Source organism: Duganella lactea (assembly GCF_009857505.1).
GTDB lineage: Bacteria > Pseudomonadota > Gammaproteobacteria > Burkholderiales > Burkholderiaceae_D > Rugamonas > Rugamonas lactea.
This window is the reverse complement of sequence record NZ_WWCP01000001.1, coordinates 45,320-63,626: the sequence shown is the minus strand read 5'-3', so window position 1 is coordinate 63,626 and position 18,307 is coordinate 45,320. Positions and strand designations below refer to the sequence as shown.

Genomic DNA, 18,307 nt, shown 5'->3' with positions numbered 1-18,307 from the left:
TGGGAGAGAAAAAACTATGAAAGCACATCTGCTCAGCGCCCTGATGGTGGCGTTGCTGGCGTCCACCGGCGTCCACGCGCAACAGAAGACCTCGGGCGTGGACCTGCGCGACATCGATCCCGCGGTGCGGCCGCAGGATGATTTTTTCCTTCACTTGAACGGCAAGTGGCTGGCCAAGACCGAGATTCCGGCGGACAAGGCGAGCTGGGGCTCGTTCGAAAAGCTCGACGACGACACCAAGCCGCAGCTGCGCGCGATCATCGAAGCGGCGGCGGCGAATAAGGCTAAGGCCGGCGGCGCGGAAGCGCAGCGCATCGGCGATTTCTTCGCCAGCTACATGGACGAGGCGCGGCTGGAGGAACTGCGCCTGCTGCCGTTGAAGCCGGACTTCGACCGCATCGCCGCGCTCAACGACAAGACGCTGATCCCGGGCCTGATCGCCCACTTCAACCGCCAGGGCTACACCGCGCCCTACGGCTTCGCCATCCATCAGGACAACAAGGATTCGACCCGCTACGTGGCCGACCTGTACCAGGACGGCCTGAGCCTGCCGGACCGCGACTACTACCTGAAAAAATCGGACAAGAAACTGGCCGCCACGCTGGCCCAGTACGAGCGCCACGTCGCCAAGATGCTGACGCTGGCCGGCAACGCCAACGCGGCGGCCGACGCCCGGGCCATCGTGGCGCTGGAAACCCAGCTGGCCGGGCTGCAATGGACCAAGGTGCAGCTGCGCGATCCGGTCAAGGCCTACAACAAGGTGCCGCTGAACCGGCTGGCCCGGCTGGCGCCCGGCTATGACTGGAAGACCTGGCTGAACGACACCGGCATTGGCGGCAAGACCGATTACGTCATCGTCGGCCAGCCGAGCTACATCCGCGGCTTCAACAAGCTGCTGGGCAAGACGCCGCTGGCGACGTGGAAGGCCTACTTTCAGTGGCAGGTGCTGCACGCCAACGCGCCGTATCTGTCGCAGGACTTTGTGCAGGAGAACTTCGCCTTCTACGGCAAGGTGCTGAGCGGTACCGCCGAACAGCAGCCGCGCTGGAAACGCGGCGTCAACGCCACCGACGGCGCGCTGGGCGAGGCGCTCGGCAAGCTGTACGTCGAGCAGCACTTTCCGCCGGAGCGCAAGGCGCGCATGGAGGCGCTGGTCAAAAATCTGTTGGCCGCCTACCGCGCCAGCATCGACACGCTGGACTGGATGGGGCCGGAGACCAAAAAGCAGGCGCAGGACAAGCTGGCCAAGTTCACCACCAAGATCGGCTATCCGAACAAGTGGCGCGACTACTCGGCGCTGGTGGTCAACAAGGATGACCTGGTCGGCAATGTGCGCCGCGCGCAGGTGTTCGCCTACGAGAAGGAAGTCAACAAACTCGGCAAGCCGATCGACCGCGACGAGTGGGGCATGACGCCGCAGACCGTCAACGCCTACTACAATCCCGAGCTCAACGAGATCGTGTTCCCGGCCGCGATACTGCAACCGCCATTCTTCGACGCCGACGCCGACGACGCGGTCAACTACGGCGCCATCGGCGCGGTGATCGGCCACGAAATCAGCCACGGCTTCGACGACCAGGGCGCGCAGTACGATGGCGACGGCAATCTGCGCGACTGGTGGACCAAGGCCGACCACAAGAACTTCGCCGCCAAGACCCGGCAACTGGTCAAGCAGTACAACGGCTACAGCCCGGTCAAGGGCTACTTCGTCAACGGCGCGCTGACGCTGGGCGAAAACATCGCCGACAACAGCGGCGCGGCGATCGCCTACAAGGCCTACCTGATTTCGCTGAACGGCCAGCCGGCGCCGGTGATCGACGGCCTGACCGGCCAGCAGCGCTTCTACATGGGCTTCGGCCAGGTGTGGCGCGCCAAGATCCGCGAGGCGCAGCAAATCGTGTATCTGAAAACCGATCCGCACTCGCCGGATCAGTTCCGCGCCAACGGCACGGTGCGTAACCAGCCGGGCTTCTACGAAGCCTTTGGCGTCAAGCCGGGCGACAAGCTGTACCTGCCGCCGAAAGACCGCGTCATCATGTGGTGATGTGATATAAAGCTGTACGGTCCGTGTGAGCAATGGGCCGCCATTCAAACCTAGAAGGAAATCCTCGTGAAACGTCACCTCGTAAGTGCATTGATGCTGAGCCTGATCGCAGGCCTGGCCGGCGCCGCGGACAGCGCCAAAAGCGCCGCTCCCGCCAGCGCCAACGTAGCAAGCAAGCCGACCTCCGGCATCGCCGTCGAATACATCGACCCGGCGGTGCGCGTGCAGGACGACCTGTTCACCCACATGAACGGCAAGTGGCTGGCCACGACCGAGATCCCGGCCGACAAATCGAGCTGGGGCTCGTTCGCCAAGCTGCGCGACGACATCCAGCCGCAACTGCGCGCGATCATCGAGGGCGCCGCCGCCAACAAGGCCGGCGGCCCGGAGGCGCAACGCATCGGCGACTTCTACGCCAGCTTCATGGATGAAGCCAAGCTGGAGCAACTGGGCATCGCGCCGCTCAAAGCCGAACTGGGCAAGGTTGCCGCGCTGAGCGACAAGCAACAGCTGCCGGCGCTGATCTCGCACTTCAACCAGATCGGCGTGACCGCTCCGTACAACTACGGCATTCACCAGGACAACAAGGATTCGACCAAATACGTGGCCGACCTGTACCAGGACGGCCTGGGCCTGCCGGACCGCGACTATTACCTGAAAGCGGACGACAAGAAACTGGCCGACACGCTGGCCAAATATGAACTGCACGTCGGCAAGATGCTGACCCTGGCCGGCGACACGCACGGCGCCACCACCGCCCACGCCGTGGTCGAGTTCGAGAAAGAACTGGCCAAACTGCAGTGGACCAAAGTCGAGCTGCGCGACCCGATCAAGGCCTACAACAAGGTCGACATCGCCAAGCTGGGCGAGATGGCGCCTGGCTACGACTGGCAAGCCTACCTGCGCGACGCCGGCGTGGCCGGCAAGGTGAACTACGTCATCGTCAGCCAGCCGAGCTACCTGAAAGGCCTGAGCGCGCTGCTGCAAAGCACGCCGCTGGACACGCTGAAAGCCTACTTCCAGTGGCAAGTGGTGCGCGCCTACGCGCCTTACCTGAGCAAAGCCTTCGTCGACGAAAACTTCGCCTTCTACGGCACCGTGCTGAGCGGTGTGACCGAACAGCGTCCCCGCTGGAAGCGCGGGGTTTCCGTGACCGAAGGCGCGCTGGGCGAAGCCGTCGGCAAGCTGTACGTCGGCGCCCACTTCCCGGCCGAGCGCAAGCAGCGTATGGAAGAACTGGTGAAGAACCTGCTGGCGACGTACAAGACCAGCATCGACAAGCTGGACTGGATGACCCCGGTCACCAAGAAGCAGGCGCAAGCCAAGCTGGCCAAGTTCACCTACAAGATCGGCTACCCGAACAAATGGCGCGACTACAGCGCGCTGCAGATCAGCAAGGATGACCTGGTCGGCAACGTGCTCCGCACGCACCAGTTCGACTACAACAAGGAACTGAACAAGCTGGGCAAACCGATCGACCGCGACGAATGGGGCATGACGCCGCAAACCGTCAACGCCTACTACAACCCGGAGATGAACGAAATCGTGTTCCCGGCGGCGATCCTGCAGGCGCCGTTCTTCGACGCCGCCGCCGATGACGCGGTCAATTACGGCGCCATCGGCGGCGTGATCGGCCACGAAATCAGCCACGGCTTCGACGACCAGGGCGCCCAGTACGACGGCGACGGCAATCTGCGCGACTGGTGGACCGCCGAAGACCACAAAGCCTTCGCGGCCAAGACCAAGATGCTGGTCGAGCAGTACAACCAGTTCAGCCCGCTGCCTGGCTACCACGTCAACGGTGAACTGACCTTGGGCGAAAACATTGCCGACAACAGCGGCGTGGCGATCGCCTACAAGGCCTACAAGCTGTCGCTGAAAGGCAAGAAGGCGCCGGTGATCGACGGCCTGACGGGCGACCAGCGCTTCTACATGGGCTTCGCGCAGGTCTGGCGCATGAAGATGCGTGAAGCGGCGCAGATCCAGCAGATCAAGACCGACCCGCACTCGCCAGGCCAGTTCCGCGCCAACGGCCCGATGCGCAACCAGCCCGGCTTCTACGACGCCTTCGGCGTCAAGCCCGGCGACAAGATGTACCTGCCACCGAAGGACCGCGTAATCATGTGGTAAAAACCGGGTGTCAGGTCTGACAAACGAACACGGGCTCAACTGCGTAGCAGTTGAGCCCGTGTTCGTTTGTCAGACCTGACACCGGTTATACTGTTGGCTCCCCGAATTTCTGAAGCCTGATGGCCATGCGTATGCGTTACACCATTCCCCTGCTGCTGCCGTTGCTGCTGAGCGCTTGCGGCGATTCCTATACGCCGGTCGATGTGTATATGGCGAAGACGCCGGAGTGCAAGGAGTGGCAGCAGGGCTCGCGCTTCGAGCTGCCGCGCGGGATCAGCATCGCCACCACGCCGCCGGTCACGCTGCCCGATGGCGGCGCCGAGTTCACCTTTGTCTATCTGGTGCCGCGCGGCGAGCGGGCGATGTTCGTCAGCCGCGACTACAACGTCACCCAGCCGAAAGGACCGGTCATCGCCAAGGCCGAGCTGGTCACTTTTTATCAGCGCGCCACCAACGCGCCGGCCGAAATCGTCGAGGCGATCCCCAAAGTGCCCGACATGCTGATCGCCGGCGCCACCGGCGCGGAAACCATCTGGCGCGTGCGCCTGCGCGTCACGCAAAAGCTGCCGGACCGGTTCGATGTCGTGCCGCCGGCCTTCGAGATCGCGCTGAACCAGTACCCGGTGCGCACCTTCACCTACCGCTACTTCGCCGACCGCAAAGCCTACGGCCTGTGCCGCTAATAAAAAACCGGCCGCGCGGGCCGGTTCTCGGTTGCGCGCGGACGCCGCCGATTATTTAGGCGGCTCCGCCGGCGCCGCCGCCGCCGCCGGGGCCGGCACTGCGGGTTCCTTGAACTTGCCGCCCGAGGCGTTGGCCATGTAGACCACGGCGCGCGCCACTTCCACATCGTCCAGATCCGGGTTGCCGCCTTTGGCCGGCATCGCGCGCAGGCCTTCGATGGCGTGCTTGAGGACGGTGTCGTAGCCCTGTGCCAGACGGCCGCTCCACGCGGCGGCGTCGCCGAACTTCGGCGCGCCGGCGGCGCCGCTGCCGTGGCAGGCGGTGCAGGTGACGTTGTAGACGGCTTCGCCGGTTTGCAGCACTTTCGGGCCGCTGGCGTCTTTCAGCGTGTAGCCGTCGTCGGCGACGGGCGCGATGCGGGCGGCAATGGCGTCCGGCTCCTGGCTGCCGGAACCGGCGCCGGTCAGCTTGTCGGTCGTGACAAACTTGACCAGGAGGATGATGCCGAAGATAACTACGACGAAGAAGCCGATCACGGCGACGACGAGTTGTTTGGGCGTTCTGATTGCGGATTCGTGTTCGTTGTGTGCGTCGCTCATGATTTCCTTAAGAGACTGATTTCAAGCCGGGGTGGCGCGAAGAGTTGATCAGCAGCTGCCTTGTAAAAACCTTCACCAAACGGCTGATTATAGACACAACAATGCGGCGAGGGAAACGCAAACTTGTTGAAAACGATACTGCCCCATGGACGGCGGCCAATAAAAACGGTATCCTACGGCACGCCTTCGCGTATCCCCCTGTCGCGGCTGTAGCTCAGTGGATAGAGTATTGGCCTCCGAAGCCAAGGGTCACTGGTTCGATCCCAGTCAGCCGCACCAAGTTTTCCTGCAAAATCAATCGCTTAGCGGATTTAACGTGCTGCACTGCAGCACAATTCCGTTTTGGCGCCGCATGTTGCGCCGTATCAAAATATCATCCGATTTTTCTACAACATTTTTGACTTGCATCAAAAAAGCCGGACATACTTTTGCCCTGTGCGGCGTCTATGTACGCTAGCGGACATAGGGCCGGTGCACTATCTGTGCCAACGTCGGGGTGTTAGAATCGTTCTTCCACCTCTCCGAAAAGCGATGCCGCCCAAATGCAAGTGATCGTTCCCGTCACGCTGGACAATTGTGCGGATGAACCTATCCACATCCCCGGCAGCATACAGCCGCACGGGGCGCTATTGGCCTTCGACCTGGAGGGTATCCTGCTGGGCTGGAGCGCCAACGTCGCCCAGTTGCTGCAGCTGACCCCCACGCTGAACACGCCGCTGGCCGCGCTGCCGTTGCCGGCCGAGGTGTCGCAGGCCGCCAGCGAATGCCTCGACAGCGTGGAGGACGGCGAGGCACCGGTCACGGCGCTGGAGGTGACCGTCGGCGCGGTGCGCTTCGACTGTATTGTGCACGCCTATCATGCCCGCCTGATCATTGAGTTCGAGCGCCGCGACACGCCGAGCGACGCCGTTGCCGCCTTCGCGCTGAAAGCGCACGCCGCCATTGATCGGCTGAGGCGGCAGAAGTCGATCGACGCGCTGCTGCAACTGGCCACCGAGCAGGTCCGCGCCATCACCGGGTTCGACCGTGTGATGGCCTACCGCTTCCACCAGGATGACAGCGGCGACGTCACCGCCGAGGCGCGCCGTGACGATCTGGAGCCCTATCTGCACCGCCGCTATCCGGCCAGCGATATCCCGGCGCAGGCGCGCCGCCTGTACACCATCAACACGCTGCGCCTGATCGCCGACATCCATTACACGCCGTCGCCGCTGGTCGGCCGCGCCGGCGCCGCGCCGCTGGATCTGAGCCACAGCGTGTTGCGCAGCGTCTCGCCGATCCATATCGAGTACCTGCAGAACATGGGCGTGGGCGCGTCAATGAGTGTGTCCATCGTGGTGGCCGGGCGGCTGTGGGGCTTGCTGGCCTGTCACCACATGGCGCCGTTGCAGGTGCCGTACTCGGTGCGCATGGCGGCCGACGTGATGGCGCAGGTGCTGGCCTCGCTGGTGCAGTCGATGGAGGCGCGCGCCAACGCCTTGCTGGTCGAGCAGTCGGCCGAAGTGCGCACCCGCTTGATGGAAACGTTGCTGCACCAGGACGAGCCGGCCCGCGCGCTGCTGGCGCACGCGCCCGGCGTGTGCCAGTCGCTGCAGGCGGAGGCGCTGATCGTCACCGAGTACGGCAAGCTGGTGGTGCATGGCGATATCGACCCCGAGCTGGCCGCGCGGATGGTGGCCTCGCTGCCGGCCCACGGCCAGGACATGGTCGAGCGCAGCGCCGTGGGCGACTGGCCGCAGGCGTTGCGGCCGGCGCTGGCGCCGTGGGCCGGCCTGCTGGCCTTGCGCTTCGATCCGGCCACCGACGGGTGGCTGCTGGCGCTGCGCCGCGAGCAGATCCACACCATTCGCTGGGCCGGCCGGCCGGACAAGGTGATACGCACCGGTCCGATGGGGCCGCGCCTGACGCCGCGCGGCTCGTTCGACGAGTGGCGCCAGATGGTGCGCGAGCGGGCCGTGCCGTGGGCGGCGGCCGAGCGGCTGGCGGCCAGTCAGCTGCTCGGTGAGATGCACCGCGCCAGCGTGGCCAAGCATGTGGAAACCGACCGTGCCCGCGCGCAGTTGCTGGCGATGCTGGGCCACGACCTGCGCGGCCCGTTGCATTCGATCAATATGGCGGCCACCGTGTTGCAGCACGGCGGCGCCGCCAGCACCATGAGCACTCGCATTCAGGCGTCCAGCACGCGCATGGAGCGTCTGATCAGCCAGGTGCTCGACATGAGCCGCATCAACGGCGGCCTGGGGCTGGGACTGACGCGCGTGCTGGTCGACCTGGTGCCGCTGCTGCACGATCTGCTCGACGAGGCGCGCACCGCGCACCCGGAGTTGCGCATCGATGCCCGCATGCCGGCCGCGCTGGTGGCCGAGGTCGACGGCGACCGGCTGGTGCAGGTGGTCAGCAATCTGGTCAGCAATGCCCGCCACCACGGCGACCATGGCGAGCTGATCGAACTGATGCTGGACGAGCGCGACGGCAAGGTGTTGCTGGAAGTGCGCAACACGGCGCCGGCGATTCCGGCCGAGCTGTTGCCGACTTTGTACAGCCCGTTGAAACACGCGTCGGTCGGCAATGTGCGCAACCGTGGCGGATTGGGTCTGGGCTTGCATATTGCGCAGGAAATCGTGCAGCAGCATGGCGGCGAGATCGTCTACCGCTACGCCGCGCCGCAAGTGGTGTTCGCCGTCACGCTGCCGCGCGCCTGACGCGGGCGGCCCACAGCAGCAGCGCGGGCAACCCCACCAGCAGTAGCAGCGCCGGCGGCGGTTCGGGGATGGCGGCCACGCTGATGCTGAACACCTCCAGCGCGGCCAGCGGCATGTTGGGCGCGTGCAGCGTGCCGTCGACCAGCGAGCGCTCGCGCTGATCGAGGCCGCCATAGGACCAGCCGCCCAGCGAAAACACCTGTGACAGGTCGGCGGTGACGCCCAGATCCGGCCCCAGCGGCGGCGCACCGAAAGTGGGGCCGTCGAAGTCGCGGTTGTAGGTTTGCACCGGACCGCTCTGGCGCCACAGTACGGCGTCGCTGAGGTTGAAGAGAAAGGCGTCCCAGTCTTGCGGATCGGCCGTGTAGTGCGCGCCGCCGCCGCTGTCCCAGCTTTGCGGGTTGTAGCCGCCGATGGTTTTCCAGCGACCGTCACCGCCGCGCGCGCGCATGACGGCGAAGGTGGGGCTGCGGTTGTCGGCGGCGGCATGGAAATCGACGCCGACGTCGCCGGGATCGCGGCTGTAGATGTTGGTCAGCGTCAGTTTGCCTTGGCCGAACCAGCTTTCCAGCGTGCCGAGGTCGGCCGCGCCGAGCAGTTGCGAGCCGCCGACGATCACGCCCGCGCGCGCACACAGCGGCAGGCACAGCAAGGCAATCGCCAGCAGCTTGGTCATCATATGCGTCCTCCCGCCAGCAGTGTAGGCGGCGGCGGACGGCGCTGCGCGTCAGGGTGCGCGCCGTGTGAGACGGCTCAACGGCGCGGCGGATCGCGGGAACTTTATTCCAGCGCTGCCGCCAGCAGGTCGGTGAACACGCGGATCTTGGACGCGCCGCGCCGGTTGGCCGGGTACACCGCGTAAATGCCGACCGCCATTTCGCCCGGATTGGCGCGGTAGTCGGCCAGCACCGGCGCCAGCGCGCCGGCCTCCAGGTCCTGCTGGATCAGCCAGTCCGGCAGCAGCGCCAGGCCGGGCCCGCCCAGATAGGCCGGGCTGGCGACGATGTGGTGCTGGTGGCCGGCCAGCTTGCGGGCGATCAGGTTGGGCTGCTGCTCGGGGGCGGCGATGCGCAGCACGCCGGCCGGTTCGGCGTCGCGGCCGGCTATGCCGAGCTGCAGCCGGAGATCCGCCAGGAGTTCGAGGGGCTGAGCACGGCGCACCGCAATGGCGAGGTGCATCCGCTGGTGCTCAGACATCCGAAGAGCGGCTTGCCGGCGCTGTACCTGAACATCGGCCTGACGGCCGGCGTGCCCGGCTACAGTCCCGACCACTCGCGCGCGCTGATCGACGCGGTGGACCGCCATTATTCGCGTGACGGCGCCACCTATCGTCATCGCTGGCTGCAGGGCGATGTGGTGGTGGCCGATAATTTGCACGTGGCCCACAAGGCGACGCCGATCACGCCGGCCACCCGCCGCTTAGCGGATATTCAGTATGGGTCCCGGCTTGCGCCGGGACGACGGTCCGCATCAAACACAAGGTTTTGCGTGAGGGGATAGGATATTTCCTTCGCGCACGATTGAAATCGCCGGTGGTAACACTTGTGTTTGAGATAAACTTCTTGCTTCTTAAGTTCATCTGGTCAGACCATGCCCAATTCCACCATGCTGGACGACCGCGCGTTCCGGCGCATCCTTGTTCGTAACGTCACGTTGCCGCTGGCCGCCGGCGTGGTCAGCGCCGGCGTGTTTGTGGTGTTGCTGGCCTATCTGATCACCACCATGAACTGGGTCGAGCACAGCGAACGGGTGATCGGCAACGCCAACCAGGTCGGGAAAGAGATGGTGGACATGGAAACTGGCGTGCGCGGCTATCTGCTGGCCGGCGACGAATCCTTCTTGCAGCCCTACCTCGCCGCCAAGCCGCGGGTGGCGGCCAATCTGGATGGCCTGATGCAGCTGGTCAAGGACAATCCGGCCCAGGTCGACCGCCTGCGCACGATTCAATATCAGCAGCGGCAATGGGACCAGTACGCGCAGGAAATGATCCAGCTGCGCGCCGCCAACGCTGATGTCACCGGCCCGGTCAAGACCGCGCGCGGCAAGGCGCAATTCGACGAGATCCGGCGTCAGCTGGACGCGTTCGTCAACACGGAAATGCGCATGCGCCTGGAGCGCAACGATGAGTCGCGCAGCGTCACCACCTGGGTGGCCGTGGCGTATCTGCTGCTGACGCTGGGCGTCGGCGGCATTCTGGCCTGGTTCGGCCGGCGCGAGCTGACCAGCCTGTCGCGCGTCTACACGCGGGCGCTGGACGATCATGCCGAGCACGCCAAGTTGCTGCAACAGCAGGCCTGGCTGCGCACCGGCCAGAGCGAGCTGGCGCAGCAGGGCATCGGCCAGCTGGCGCTGCCGCAGCTGTCGCAGGCGCTGCTGCAATTCCTGGCGCGCTACATGGGCGTGGTGGTGGGCGCGCTGTACCTGCGGGCGCCGGATGGCAGTTTCCGCCGCGTGGCGTCCTACGGTTTCAGCGATGCATGGGAGCAGCGCGACCAGCAGTTCAAATCTGCCGAGAGCCTGGTGGCGCAGGCGGCGCTGGAGCGGCGCGTGATCCGCCTGGAGCCGCTGCCGGCCGATTACATCCAGGTCGCTTCCGGCCTGGGCGGCGGCGCTCCGGCCAGCGTGCTGCTGGCGCCGGTCGACAGCGACGGCGTGATCAACGGTGTCATCGAGCTGGGCCTGCTGCGCCCGATCGCCGAGCGCGATATCGATCTGCTGACGCTGGTGAAGGGCAATATCGGCAGCGCCATCGAGGCCAGCCATTCGCGTCAGCGCCTGCAGGAAGTGCTGGTGGAAACCCAGCAACTGAACGAGGAGTTGCAGGTGCAGCAGGAGGAACTGCGCACCGCCAATGAGGAACTGGAAGAGCAGTCGCGCGTGCTGGAAGAATCCCAGGCCAGCCTGGAGAACCAGAAAGCCGAACTGGAACAGACCAACGAACAGTTGAACGAACAAGGGCTGGCGCTGGATCAGAAGAACACCGCGCTGCTCAAGGCCCAGCAGGATCTGGAGGAGCGCGCGCGCGACCTGGAGCGCGCCAGCCAGTACAAATCGCAATTCCTGGCGAATATGTCGCACGAGCTGCGCACGCCGCTGAACAGCTCGCTGATCCTGGCCAAGCTGCTGGCGGAAAACAGCCAGGGCAACCTCAACGAAGAGCAGGTGCGCTTCGCCAACACCATCTACTCGGCCGGCAACGACCTGCTGAATCTGATCAACGACATCCTCGACATCTCCAAGGTGGAAGCCGGCAAGCTGGACCTGGTGCCGGAACCGCTGTCGATCCGCCATGTGATCGAAGGCATGGCCATGGTGTTCGAGCCGCTGGCGCAGCAGAAAAAGCTGGCCTTCCAGCTGCAGGTGGCCGACGGTGTGGCCGAGCACATGGTCAGCGACCGGCAGCGCCTGGAACAGATTCTGAAGAACCTGCTATCGAACGCGCTCAAGTTCACCAGCGGCGGCCACATCACGCTGACCGCGCAGCCGGCCGGCGCCGGCCAGGTGGCGTTCTCGGTGCAGGACACCGGTATCGGCATCCGCGCCGAGGATCAGCAGGGCATCTTCAACGCCTTCCAGCAGGCGGACGGCACCACCAGCCGCAAATACGGCGGCACCGGCCTCGGCCTGTCGATTTCGCGTGACCTGGCGCAACTGCTGGGCGGCGACATCAGCCTGGTGAGCGAGCCGGGCAAGGGCAGCTGCTTCACGCTGACGCTGCCGCTGGCGTGGACCGCGCCGGCGCCGGGCCCGCGCGCCGGCAGCTCGACCACCGAAGCCCATGGCGCGGCGCCGGGTAGCCCGCCGGTGATGCTGGCGCCCGTCACGGCGCCAGCACCGGTGCCCGCGCCGGTCGCGCCGGCGCCGCGCGCCTTCGATGACGACCGCGCCCAGTTGGAGGCCGGCATCGTGCCGCGTGGCCGCCTGGTGCTGGTGGTGGAGGACGACGCGCCGTTCGCCCGCATCCTGTACGATCTGGCGCGCGAGAAACAATACCAGTGCCTGGTGGCGTTCGACGCCGACGAGGGACTGGCGCTGGCGCGCCAGTACAAGCCGGACGCGGTGCTGCTGGACATCCGCCTGCCGGACCGTTCCGGCCTGTCGGTGCTGCAACTGCTGAAGGACGACGCGCACACCCGCCACATCCCGGTGCACGTGGTGTCCGGCTCCGAAAACGGCGAAGCCGCGCTGCATCTGGGCGCGATCGGCTACGCGCTCAAGCCGACCTCGCGCGAGCAGCTGATGGAGGTGTTCGGCCGTATCGAAGCCAAGCTGACGCAGAAGATCAAGCGGGTGCTGCTGGTGGAGGACGACGACCGCCAGCGCGACAGCGTGGTGCGGCTGATCGCCGACGACGACGTCGACATCGTTGCCGTCGGCAGCGGCGAGGAAGCGCTGGCGCTGCTGCGCACCACCGTCTACGACTGCATGATCATCGACCTCAAGCTGCCGGACATGCAGGGCAACGAACTGCTGCAGCGCATGGCCGGCGAGTCGCTGGCGGCCTTCCCGCCGGTGATCGTCTACACCGGCCGCAACCTGTCGCGCGCCGAGGAGGCCGACCTGCACAAATACTCGCGCTCGATCATCATCAAGGGCGCCCGCTCGCCGGAGCGCCTGCTCGATGAGGTGACGCTGTTCCTGCACAAGGTGGAGGCCGACCTGTCCAGCGAACGCCAGCGCATGCTCAAGACCGTGCGTTCGCGCGACCGCGTGTTCGAGGGCCGCCGCATCCTGCTGGTGGACGACGACGTGCGCAACATCTTCGCCCTGACCAGCGCGCTGGAACAGAAGGGCGCGCTGGTGGAGGTGGGCCGCAACGGTCACGAGGCGCTGGAAAAACTCGACAGCGTGCCGGACATCGACCTGGTCCTGATGGACGTGATGATGCCCGGCATGGACGGCCTGGAGGCCACGCGCCGCCTGCGCGAAGACCCGCGCTTCGCCCGCCTGCCGGTGATCGCCATCACCGCCAAGGCGATGAAGGACGATCAGGAGCAGTGCCTGGCGGCCGGCGCCAGCGATTACCTGGCCAAGCCGATCGACCTGTCGCGGCTGTACTCGCTGCTGCGCGTGTGGATGCCGAACGGCGAGCGCAGCTGAGCATGCGAGGGGTAATCTATGCATAGCGACACCGACATCGAACTGCGGATGCTGATCGAAGCGATCTACATGAAGTACAGCTACGATTTCCGCGACTACACCGGCGCCTCGCAAAAGCGCCGCGTGCTGCATGCCATGCATGAGATGGGGTGCGACAGCATCTCGGCGCTGCAGGCGCGCATCATCCACGAGCCGGCCGCCTTCAGCCAGCTGTTGCAATACCTGACGATCCCGGTGACGTCGATGTTCCGCGACCCGAGCTACTTCGCCGCGCTGCGCGAGCAGGTGGTGCCGGTGCTGCGCACCTACCCGTCGCTGAAGATCTGGGTGGCCGGCTGCAGCACCGGCGAGGAAGTGTATTCGCTGGCCATCCTGCTCAAGGAAGAGGGCTTGCTGGAACGCAGCATGCTGTACGCCACCGACATCAATCCGCAATCGCTGGAGAAGGCGCGCCAGGGCGTGTTCCCGCTGGAGGCGATGCGCGAGTACACGCAGAACTACCAGCAGGCCGGCGGCCTGCGCAGCTTCTCCGACTACTACACCGCCGCCTACAACGCGGCGCTGTTCGACAAGTCGCTGTGCGAGAACGTCACCTTTGCCGACCACAGCCTGGCGACCGACGCGGTGTTCGCCGAAACCCATCTGATCAGCTGCCGCAACGTGATGATCTACTTTAAGAAGAAGTTGCAGGAGCGCGCCTTCGGCCTGTTCCATGAGTCGCTGTGCCATCGCGGCTTCCTCGGGCTGGGCAGCAAGGAGAGCATCGACTTTTCCGCCTACGCGCCGCACTTCGAGCCGGTCGTCAAGCGCGAGCGCTTGTTCCGCAAACGTTGACCATGAACACCTCCCAGATCCAGGCGGCACTGGCTGGCCGCACGGTGGAGGCGGTGGTCATCGGCGCCTCGGCCGGCGGCGTCGGCGCGCTGCTGCGGCTGTTGCCGGGGCTGCCGGCGCACTACCCTTGCGCCGTGGTGGCGGTGCTGCACCTGCCCGAGGGGCGCCAGAGCCAGCTGGCCGGCGTGTTCCAGCAGCGCATGAAACTACCGGTACGCGAGGCGCGCGACAAGGAGGACCTGGCGTCCGGAACGCTATACTTTGCCGGTTCGGGCTACCATTTGTCGGTCGAGCTTGATCGCAGCTTTTCATTGAGTTGCGAGGCGCCCGTGCATTTCGCCCGCCCGGCGATCGATTACCTGATGGCGTCGGCGGCCGACGCTTACGGTCCGGCGCTGGTCGGCATTCTGCTGACCGGCGCCAACCAGGACGGCGCCGCCGGCATTGCCGCCATCGGCCGGGCCGGCGGCCTGACCGTGGTGCAGGACCCGCGCGAGGCCGAGGTGCCGACCATGCCGCAGGAGGCGATCCGCCTGCGCCAGCCGGACCTGGTGTTGCCGTTGGATGAGATACACACTCTGTTGATGATGCTGGAGAATAATTAATGCAAGACGCATCCCCCACCAAGCTGCTGATCGTCGACGATCTGCCGGAGAACCTGCAAGCGCTCAACGCCCTGATTCGCGGCGAGGGGCGCGCGGTGTACCAGGCAGGGTCGGGCGAGGAGGCGCTGGCGCTGCTGCTGCAGCATGACTTCGCCATGGCCTTCCTCGATGTGCAGATGCCGGGCATGGACGGCTTCGAACTGGCCGAGCTGATGCGCGGCACCGAGAAGACGCGGCAGATTCCGATCGTGTTCGTGACGGCGGCCGGCAAGGAGCTCAATTATTCGTTCAAGGGCTACGAGGCGGGCGCGGTCGACGTGCTGTACAAGCCGCTCGATCCGCGCGCGGTCAAGGGCAAGGTACAGGTGTTCGTGGCGCTGTACCAGGCGCGCGAGGCGATGCGCCGCCAGGTCGAGGCGCTGGAGCTGGCGCGCCAGCGTCAGGCCGAGATGCAGGCGCAGCTGGAGCGCGCGCTGCGCATGCGCGATGAATTCATGTCGATGGTGTCGCACGAGATGCGCACGCCGCTCAACACGCTGTACCTGGAAACCCAGCTGCGCAAGATGCAGCTGGAGCGCGGCAACATGGCAGCCTTCGGCGCCGAGCAGCTGCAGCGCATGGTGGCGCGCGACGACCGCCAGATCCAGAGCATCATCCGGCTGATCGACGACATGCTGGACGTGTCGCGCATCCGCAGCGGCAAGCTGTCGCTGCGGCCGGGCTGGGTGGAGCTGTCCGGCCTGCTGCGCCGGGTGGTGCACGATTTGACGCCGCAGGCCAGCACCGCCGGCACCAACATCACGCTGGAGGCGGGCACGCCGGTCAGCGGCTGGTGGGACGAGTTCCGCATCGAGCAGATCGTCGTCAACCTGCTGACCAACGCGATGCGCTACGGCTGCCAGCAGCCGATCAGCGTAACGTTGACGGTGGAGCAGGACTGGGCGTGCATCGATGTGCGCGATTGCGGTCCGGGCGTGGCGCCGGAACACCAGGCCAAGATTTTCGAGCCGTATGAGCGTGGCGTCGGCAGCGACGCGCCGGCCGGGCTGGGATTGGGCCTGTACATCTCGCGCCAGCTGGCCGAGGTGCATGAAGGCAGCCTGACCCTGCAGAGCGCGCCGGGCGAGGGCGCGGTGTTCAGCCTGACGCTGCCGCGCCGCGACGCGCCGCCGCAGGAGCAGCCGGCGTAACGGTCTTAGCGCGAGCTGGCTTCCTCGCGGCGCTGCATCAGGTAGGTCTGCAGGTCGTCGAAGCTGACGTTGCCGCGGCGGGCGGTGTCGATGTGGTCGAAATTCTTGTCGACCACGGTGAAGCCGGCCATGCGCGCCTCCTCGCGGCTGAGCGCGCCGTTGCCGTCGAGGTCGGCGGCCTCAAAGCGTTTTTTCAGTTTCGGCGACGGTTGGTAGCGCAGCAGCGTGGCGCTGGCGCCGGCGTCGCGCAGCGGCTTGCGCAGCGCCGGCGGCAGATAAGGTTCATAGGCCGTCGCGCTGCGCGTCGCCGCTTGTGATCCAGGGTCCTGGGCGGGCGCCTGGGCGCCGGCCATCGCGGCCCAGCCTGCTGCCGCCGCGAGCATGGCGCATTGCAAAATCTTCATGGTTGTCTCCCCGCATCATGGCGATGCATGGCATGGAAAGATACTTTGATCCTATTGCGCGATTTTGGCAAATGGCTTCGGTGTCGCTTGTGTGCGGTGTCGCCCGGAAACATCAATTGTCCGCGTAACTTTGTTTTTTATACCAATCAGCGGCATGACCGCCGCAGCCTGAATGCTTGTTGTATGGCAAAGGAAAATTTGCCGCGCCGCGACATTTAGTGATCATTTTTAATCCGATTGCTTTTATTCTATAGTTACAGGCAATGCTGTGCCTATGGCGCCCCCAAGCCCTGGTTCGCCTACTACTCTACTAATACGCAGTGAAAAGGAGCGGTCATGCGCGTCAACACCCCGGTTACGCAGAACGAATACATCATGGAAGACGGCAAGACCATCGTCTCCACCACCGATCTGCAGGGCAATATCAATTACGCCAATCCCTATTTTATTGAAGTCAGCGGCTTCACCGAGGCAGAACTGATGGGCGCGCCGCAAAATGTCGTGCGCCACCCGGACATGCCGGTGGAGGCGTTCGCCGACCTGTGGAGCACCATCAAGAACGGCATGCCGTGGACCGGGCTGGTGAAGAATCGCTGCAAGAACGGCGATTACTACTGGGTGCTGGCCAACGTCACGCCGGTGATCGAAAACGGCAAGCCGGTCGGTTACCTGTCGGTGCGCACCAAGCCGACGCGCGAGCAGGTGCGCGAGGCCGACGGCCTGTACCGTGAAATCAAGAATGGCAATCCACGCGGCCTGCGCATCGTCAACGGCCGCGCGGCGTCGACCGGCCTGGTGGCGCGTCTGCGCGACATGAGCAAGACCTCGCTGTCGACGCAGATCGCGGCGGCCACCACGCTGTTGGTGGGGGTGCTGGCGGTGCTGGCGCTGACCTTGCTGGTGATGGACGACGCCACCGCCGCCAAGGCGCACGGCTGGCTGGGCGGTGCCGCGCTGGTGGCGCTGGTCGGCATGCTGGCGTTCGGCCGCAACCTGTATGTGAACGTGGCGCAGCCCTTGCGCGAGGCCACCACGGCGGCGCGCCGCATGGCCGGCGGTGATCTGACCGCCCAGATCGCGATTCAGCGCGACGATGAAGTGGGCCAGTTGCTGGCGGCGCTGCGGCAGACCAATATCAATCTGCACAGCATCATCGGCGACGTGCGCGCCAACTTCGATCAGATCGCGCTGGCCACCGATGAAATCGCCGATGGCAATATGGACTTGTCGGGCCGCACCGAATCGCAGGCCTCCAGCCTGCAGCAGACCGCCTCCAGCATGGAACAGCTGACGGCGACGGTGCAGCAGAGCGCCACCAACGTCGCCAGCGCCAATGAACTGGCCGAGCGCGCGCGCACCGTGGCCACCGAGGGCGGCGCGATCGTCTCGCAGGTGGTGTCGACCATGGGCGACATCAGCACCTCGTCGACCAAGATTCTGGACATTATCGGCCTGATCGACGGCATCGCCTTCCAGACCAACATCCTGGCGTTGAACGCGGCGGTGGAAGCGGCGCGCGCCGGCGAGCAGGGGCGCGGCTTCGCGGTGGTGGCGTCCGAGGTGCGTGGCCTGGCACAACGCTCGGCCACGGCGGCCAAGGAAATCAAGGCGCTGATCGACACCTCGATCGAGAAGGTGCATGCCGGCACCACGCTGACCAACAGCGCCGGCGTGACGATGAACGAGGTGATCGCGTCGGTGTGCCGGGTGTCTGAAGTGATGGGTGAGATTTCCGAATCCACCCGCGAGCAGAGTTCCGGCATCGGCCAGGTCAACGAGGCGGTGATCAAGATGGACGACATCACGCAGCAGAACGCGGCGCTGGTGGAGGAGGCCGCCGCCGCCGCCGGTAACCTGGCGGAGCAGGCGCGCTGGGTATCTCAGGCGATCGCCGTGTTCAAGCTTCAGCATGGCACCAGCAAGGCGCCGCGTCAGCGCGCGGCCGGTGGCCAGCCGTCGCGGCCGCCGGTGCGCGGCAAGTCCTCGTCGCAATTGCAGCTGCATTGATATCATGT

Annotated in this window: 14 protein-coding genes and 1 tRNA gene; 11 read left to right on the top strand and 4 right to left on the bottom strand. The window is 65.5% G+C overall.

The window, feature by feature from the left end:
- The first annotated feature begins 16 nt into the window (after nucleotides 1-16).
- From GTP44_RS00305 to GTP44_RS00295, 3 genes are all read left to right on the top strand, one after another.
- Entirely contained in the window at nucleotides 17-2,044 is a 2,028-nt protein-coding gene (locus GTP44_RS00305) for a M13 family metallopeptidase (RefSeq protein WP_161017862.1), read from the top strand.
- A gap of 93 nt (nucleotides 2,045-2,137) precedes the next feature.
- Complete coding sequence (locus tag GTP44_RS00300; RefSeq protein ID WP_202412624.1) at nucleotides 2,138-4,174, top strand: M13 family metallopeptidase; 2,037 nt, start codon at nucleotides 2,138-2,140, stop codon at nucleotides 4,172-4,174.
- Nucleotides 4,175-4,299: 125 nt separating this feature from the next.
- Nucleotides 4,300-4,857, top strand: coding sequence for a hypothetical protein (locus tag GTP44_RS00295; protein WP_160988502.1), 558 nt, complete (start codon nucleotides 4,300-4,302; stop codon nucleotides 4,855-4,857).
- 51 nt (nucleotides 4,858-4,908) lie between these two features.
- Here GTP44_RS00295 and GTP44_RS00290 read toward each other — a convergent pair whose 3' ends face one another.
- Entirely contained in the window at nucleotides 4,909-5,457 is a 549-nt protein-coding gene (locus tag GTP44_RS00290; RefSeq protein WP_161017861.1) for a c-type cytochrome, read from the bottom strand.
- A 203-nt stretch (nucleotides 5,458-5,660) separates the two neighbouring features.
- Here GTP44_RS00290 and GTP44_RS00285 point away from each other — a divergent pair.
- Together GTP44_RS00285 and GTP44_RS00280 are read left to right on the top strand one after the other, a co-directional pair.
- Nucleotides 5,661-5,736: transfer RNA gene (locus GTP44_RS00285), tRNA-Arg, on the top strand.
- A gap of 263 nt (nucleotides 5,737-5,999) precedes the next feature.
- Nucleotides 6,000-8,159, top strand: a complete 2,160-nt coding sequence (locus GTP44_RS00280) for an ATP-binding protein (RefSeq protein WP_161017860.1) — start codon at nucleotides 6,000-6,002, stop codon at nucleotides 8,157-8,159.
- Here GTP44_RS00280 and GTP44_RS00275 read toward each other — a convergent pair.
- Nucleotides 8,140-8,838, bottom strand: coding sequence for a PEP_CTERM-anchored TLD domain-containing protein (locus GTP44_RS00275; protein ID WP_161017859.1), 699 nt, complete (start codon nucleotides 8,836-8,838; stop codon nucleotides 8,140-8,142). The two genes, GTP44_RS00280 and GTP44_RS00275, sit on opposite strands and share 20 nt — an antisense overlap.
- 101 nt (nucleotides 8,839-8,939) lie before the next feature.
- A complete protein-coding gene (locus tag GTP44_RS00270; protein WP_229256745.1) occupies nucleotides 8,940-9,338 on the bottom strand; it encodes a type 2 periplasmic-binding domain-containing protein in 399 nt (132 codons plus the stop codon).
- On the opposite strand from GTP44_RS00270, the gene GTP44_RS27090 reads away from it, so the two are divergent.
- From GTP44_RS27090 to GTP44_RS00245, 5 genes are all read left to right on the top strand, one after another.
- Nucleotides 9,273-9,659 (top strand): TauD/TfdA dioxygenase family protein, encoded by a 387-nt coding sequence (locus tag GTP44_RS27090; protein ID WP_308494295.1) that lies wholly within the window; start codon nucleotides 9,273-9,275, stop codon nucleotides 9,657-9,659. The genes GTP44_RS00270 and GTP44_RS27090 overlap by 66 nt on opposite strands.
- Nucleotides 9,660-9,749: 90 nt before the next feature.
- The gene (locus tag GTP44_RS00260) at nucleotides 9,750-13,259 is read left to right on the top strand and encodes a response regulator (protein WP_161017856.1); all 3,510 of its coding nucleotides are present in this window, start codon (nucleotides 9,750-9,752) and stop codon (nucleotides 13,257-13,259) included.
- A gap of 18 nt (nucleotides 13,260-13,277) precedes the next feature.
- Nucleotides 13,278-14,093, top strand: coding sequence for a CheR family methyltransferase (locus GTP44_RS00255; RefSeq protein ID WP_161017855.1), 816 nt, complete (start codon nucleotides 13,278-13,280; stop codon nucleotides 14,091-14,093).
- 2 nt (nucleotides 14,094-14,095) lie between these two features.
- Complete coding sequence (locus tag GTP44_RS00250) at nucleotides 14,096-14,698, top strand: chemotaxis protein CheB (RefSeq protein ID WP_161017854.1); 603 nt, start codon at nucleotides 14,096-14,098, stop codon at nucleotides 14,696-14,698.
- Nucleotides 14,698-15,888 (top strand): hybrid sensor histidine kinase/response regulator, encoded by a 1,191-nt coding sequence (locus GTP44_RS00245; RefSeq protein WP_160988512.1) that lies wholly within the window; start codon nucleotides 14,698-14,700, stop codon nucleotides 15,886-15,888. The genes GTP44_RS00250 and GTP44_RS00245 overlap by 1 nt, the downstream gene beginning before the upstream one ends.
- Before the next feature lie 5 nt (nucleotides 15,889-15,893).
- Here GTP44_RS00245 and GTP44_RS00240 read toward each other — a convergent pair whose 3' ends face one another.
- Entirely contained in the window at nucleotides 15,894-16,292 is a 399-nt protein-coding gene (locus GTP44_RS00240) for an EF-hand domain-containing protein (RefSeq protein WP_160988513.1), read from the bottom strand.
- A gap of 336 nt (nucleotides 16,293-16,628) precedes the next feature.
- On the opposite strand from GTP44_RS00240, the gene GTP44_RS00235 reads away from it, so the two are divergent.
- Nucleotides 16,629-18,299 carry a methyl-accepting chemotaxis protein gene (locus GTP44_RS00235; RefSeq protein ID WP_160988514.1) on the top strand — a complete coding sequence of 557 codons (1,671 nt, stop codon included), beginning with the start codon at nucleotides 16,629-16,631 and terminating at the stop codon, nucleotides 18,297-18,299.
- The last annotated feature ends 8 nt before the right edge of the window (nucleotides 18,300-18,307 follow it).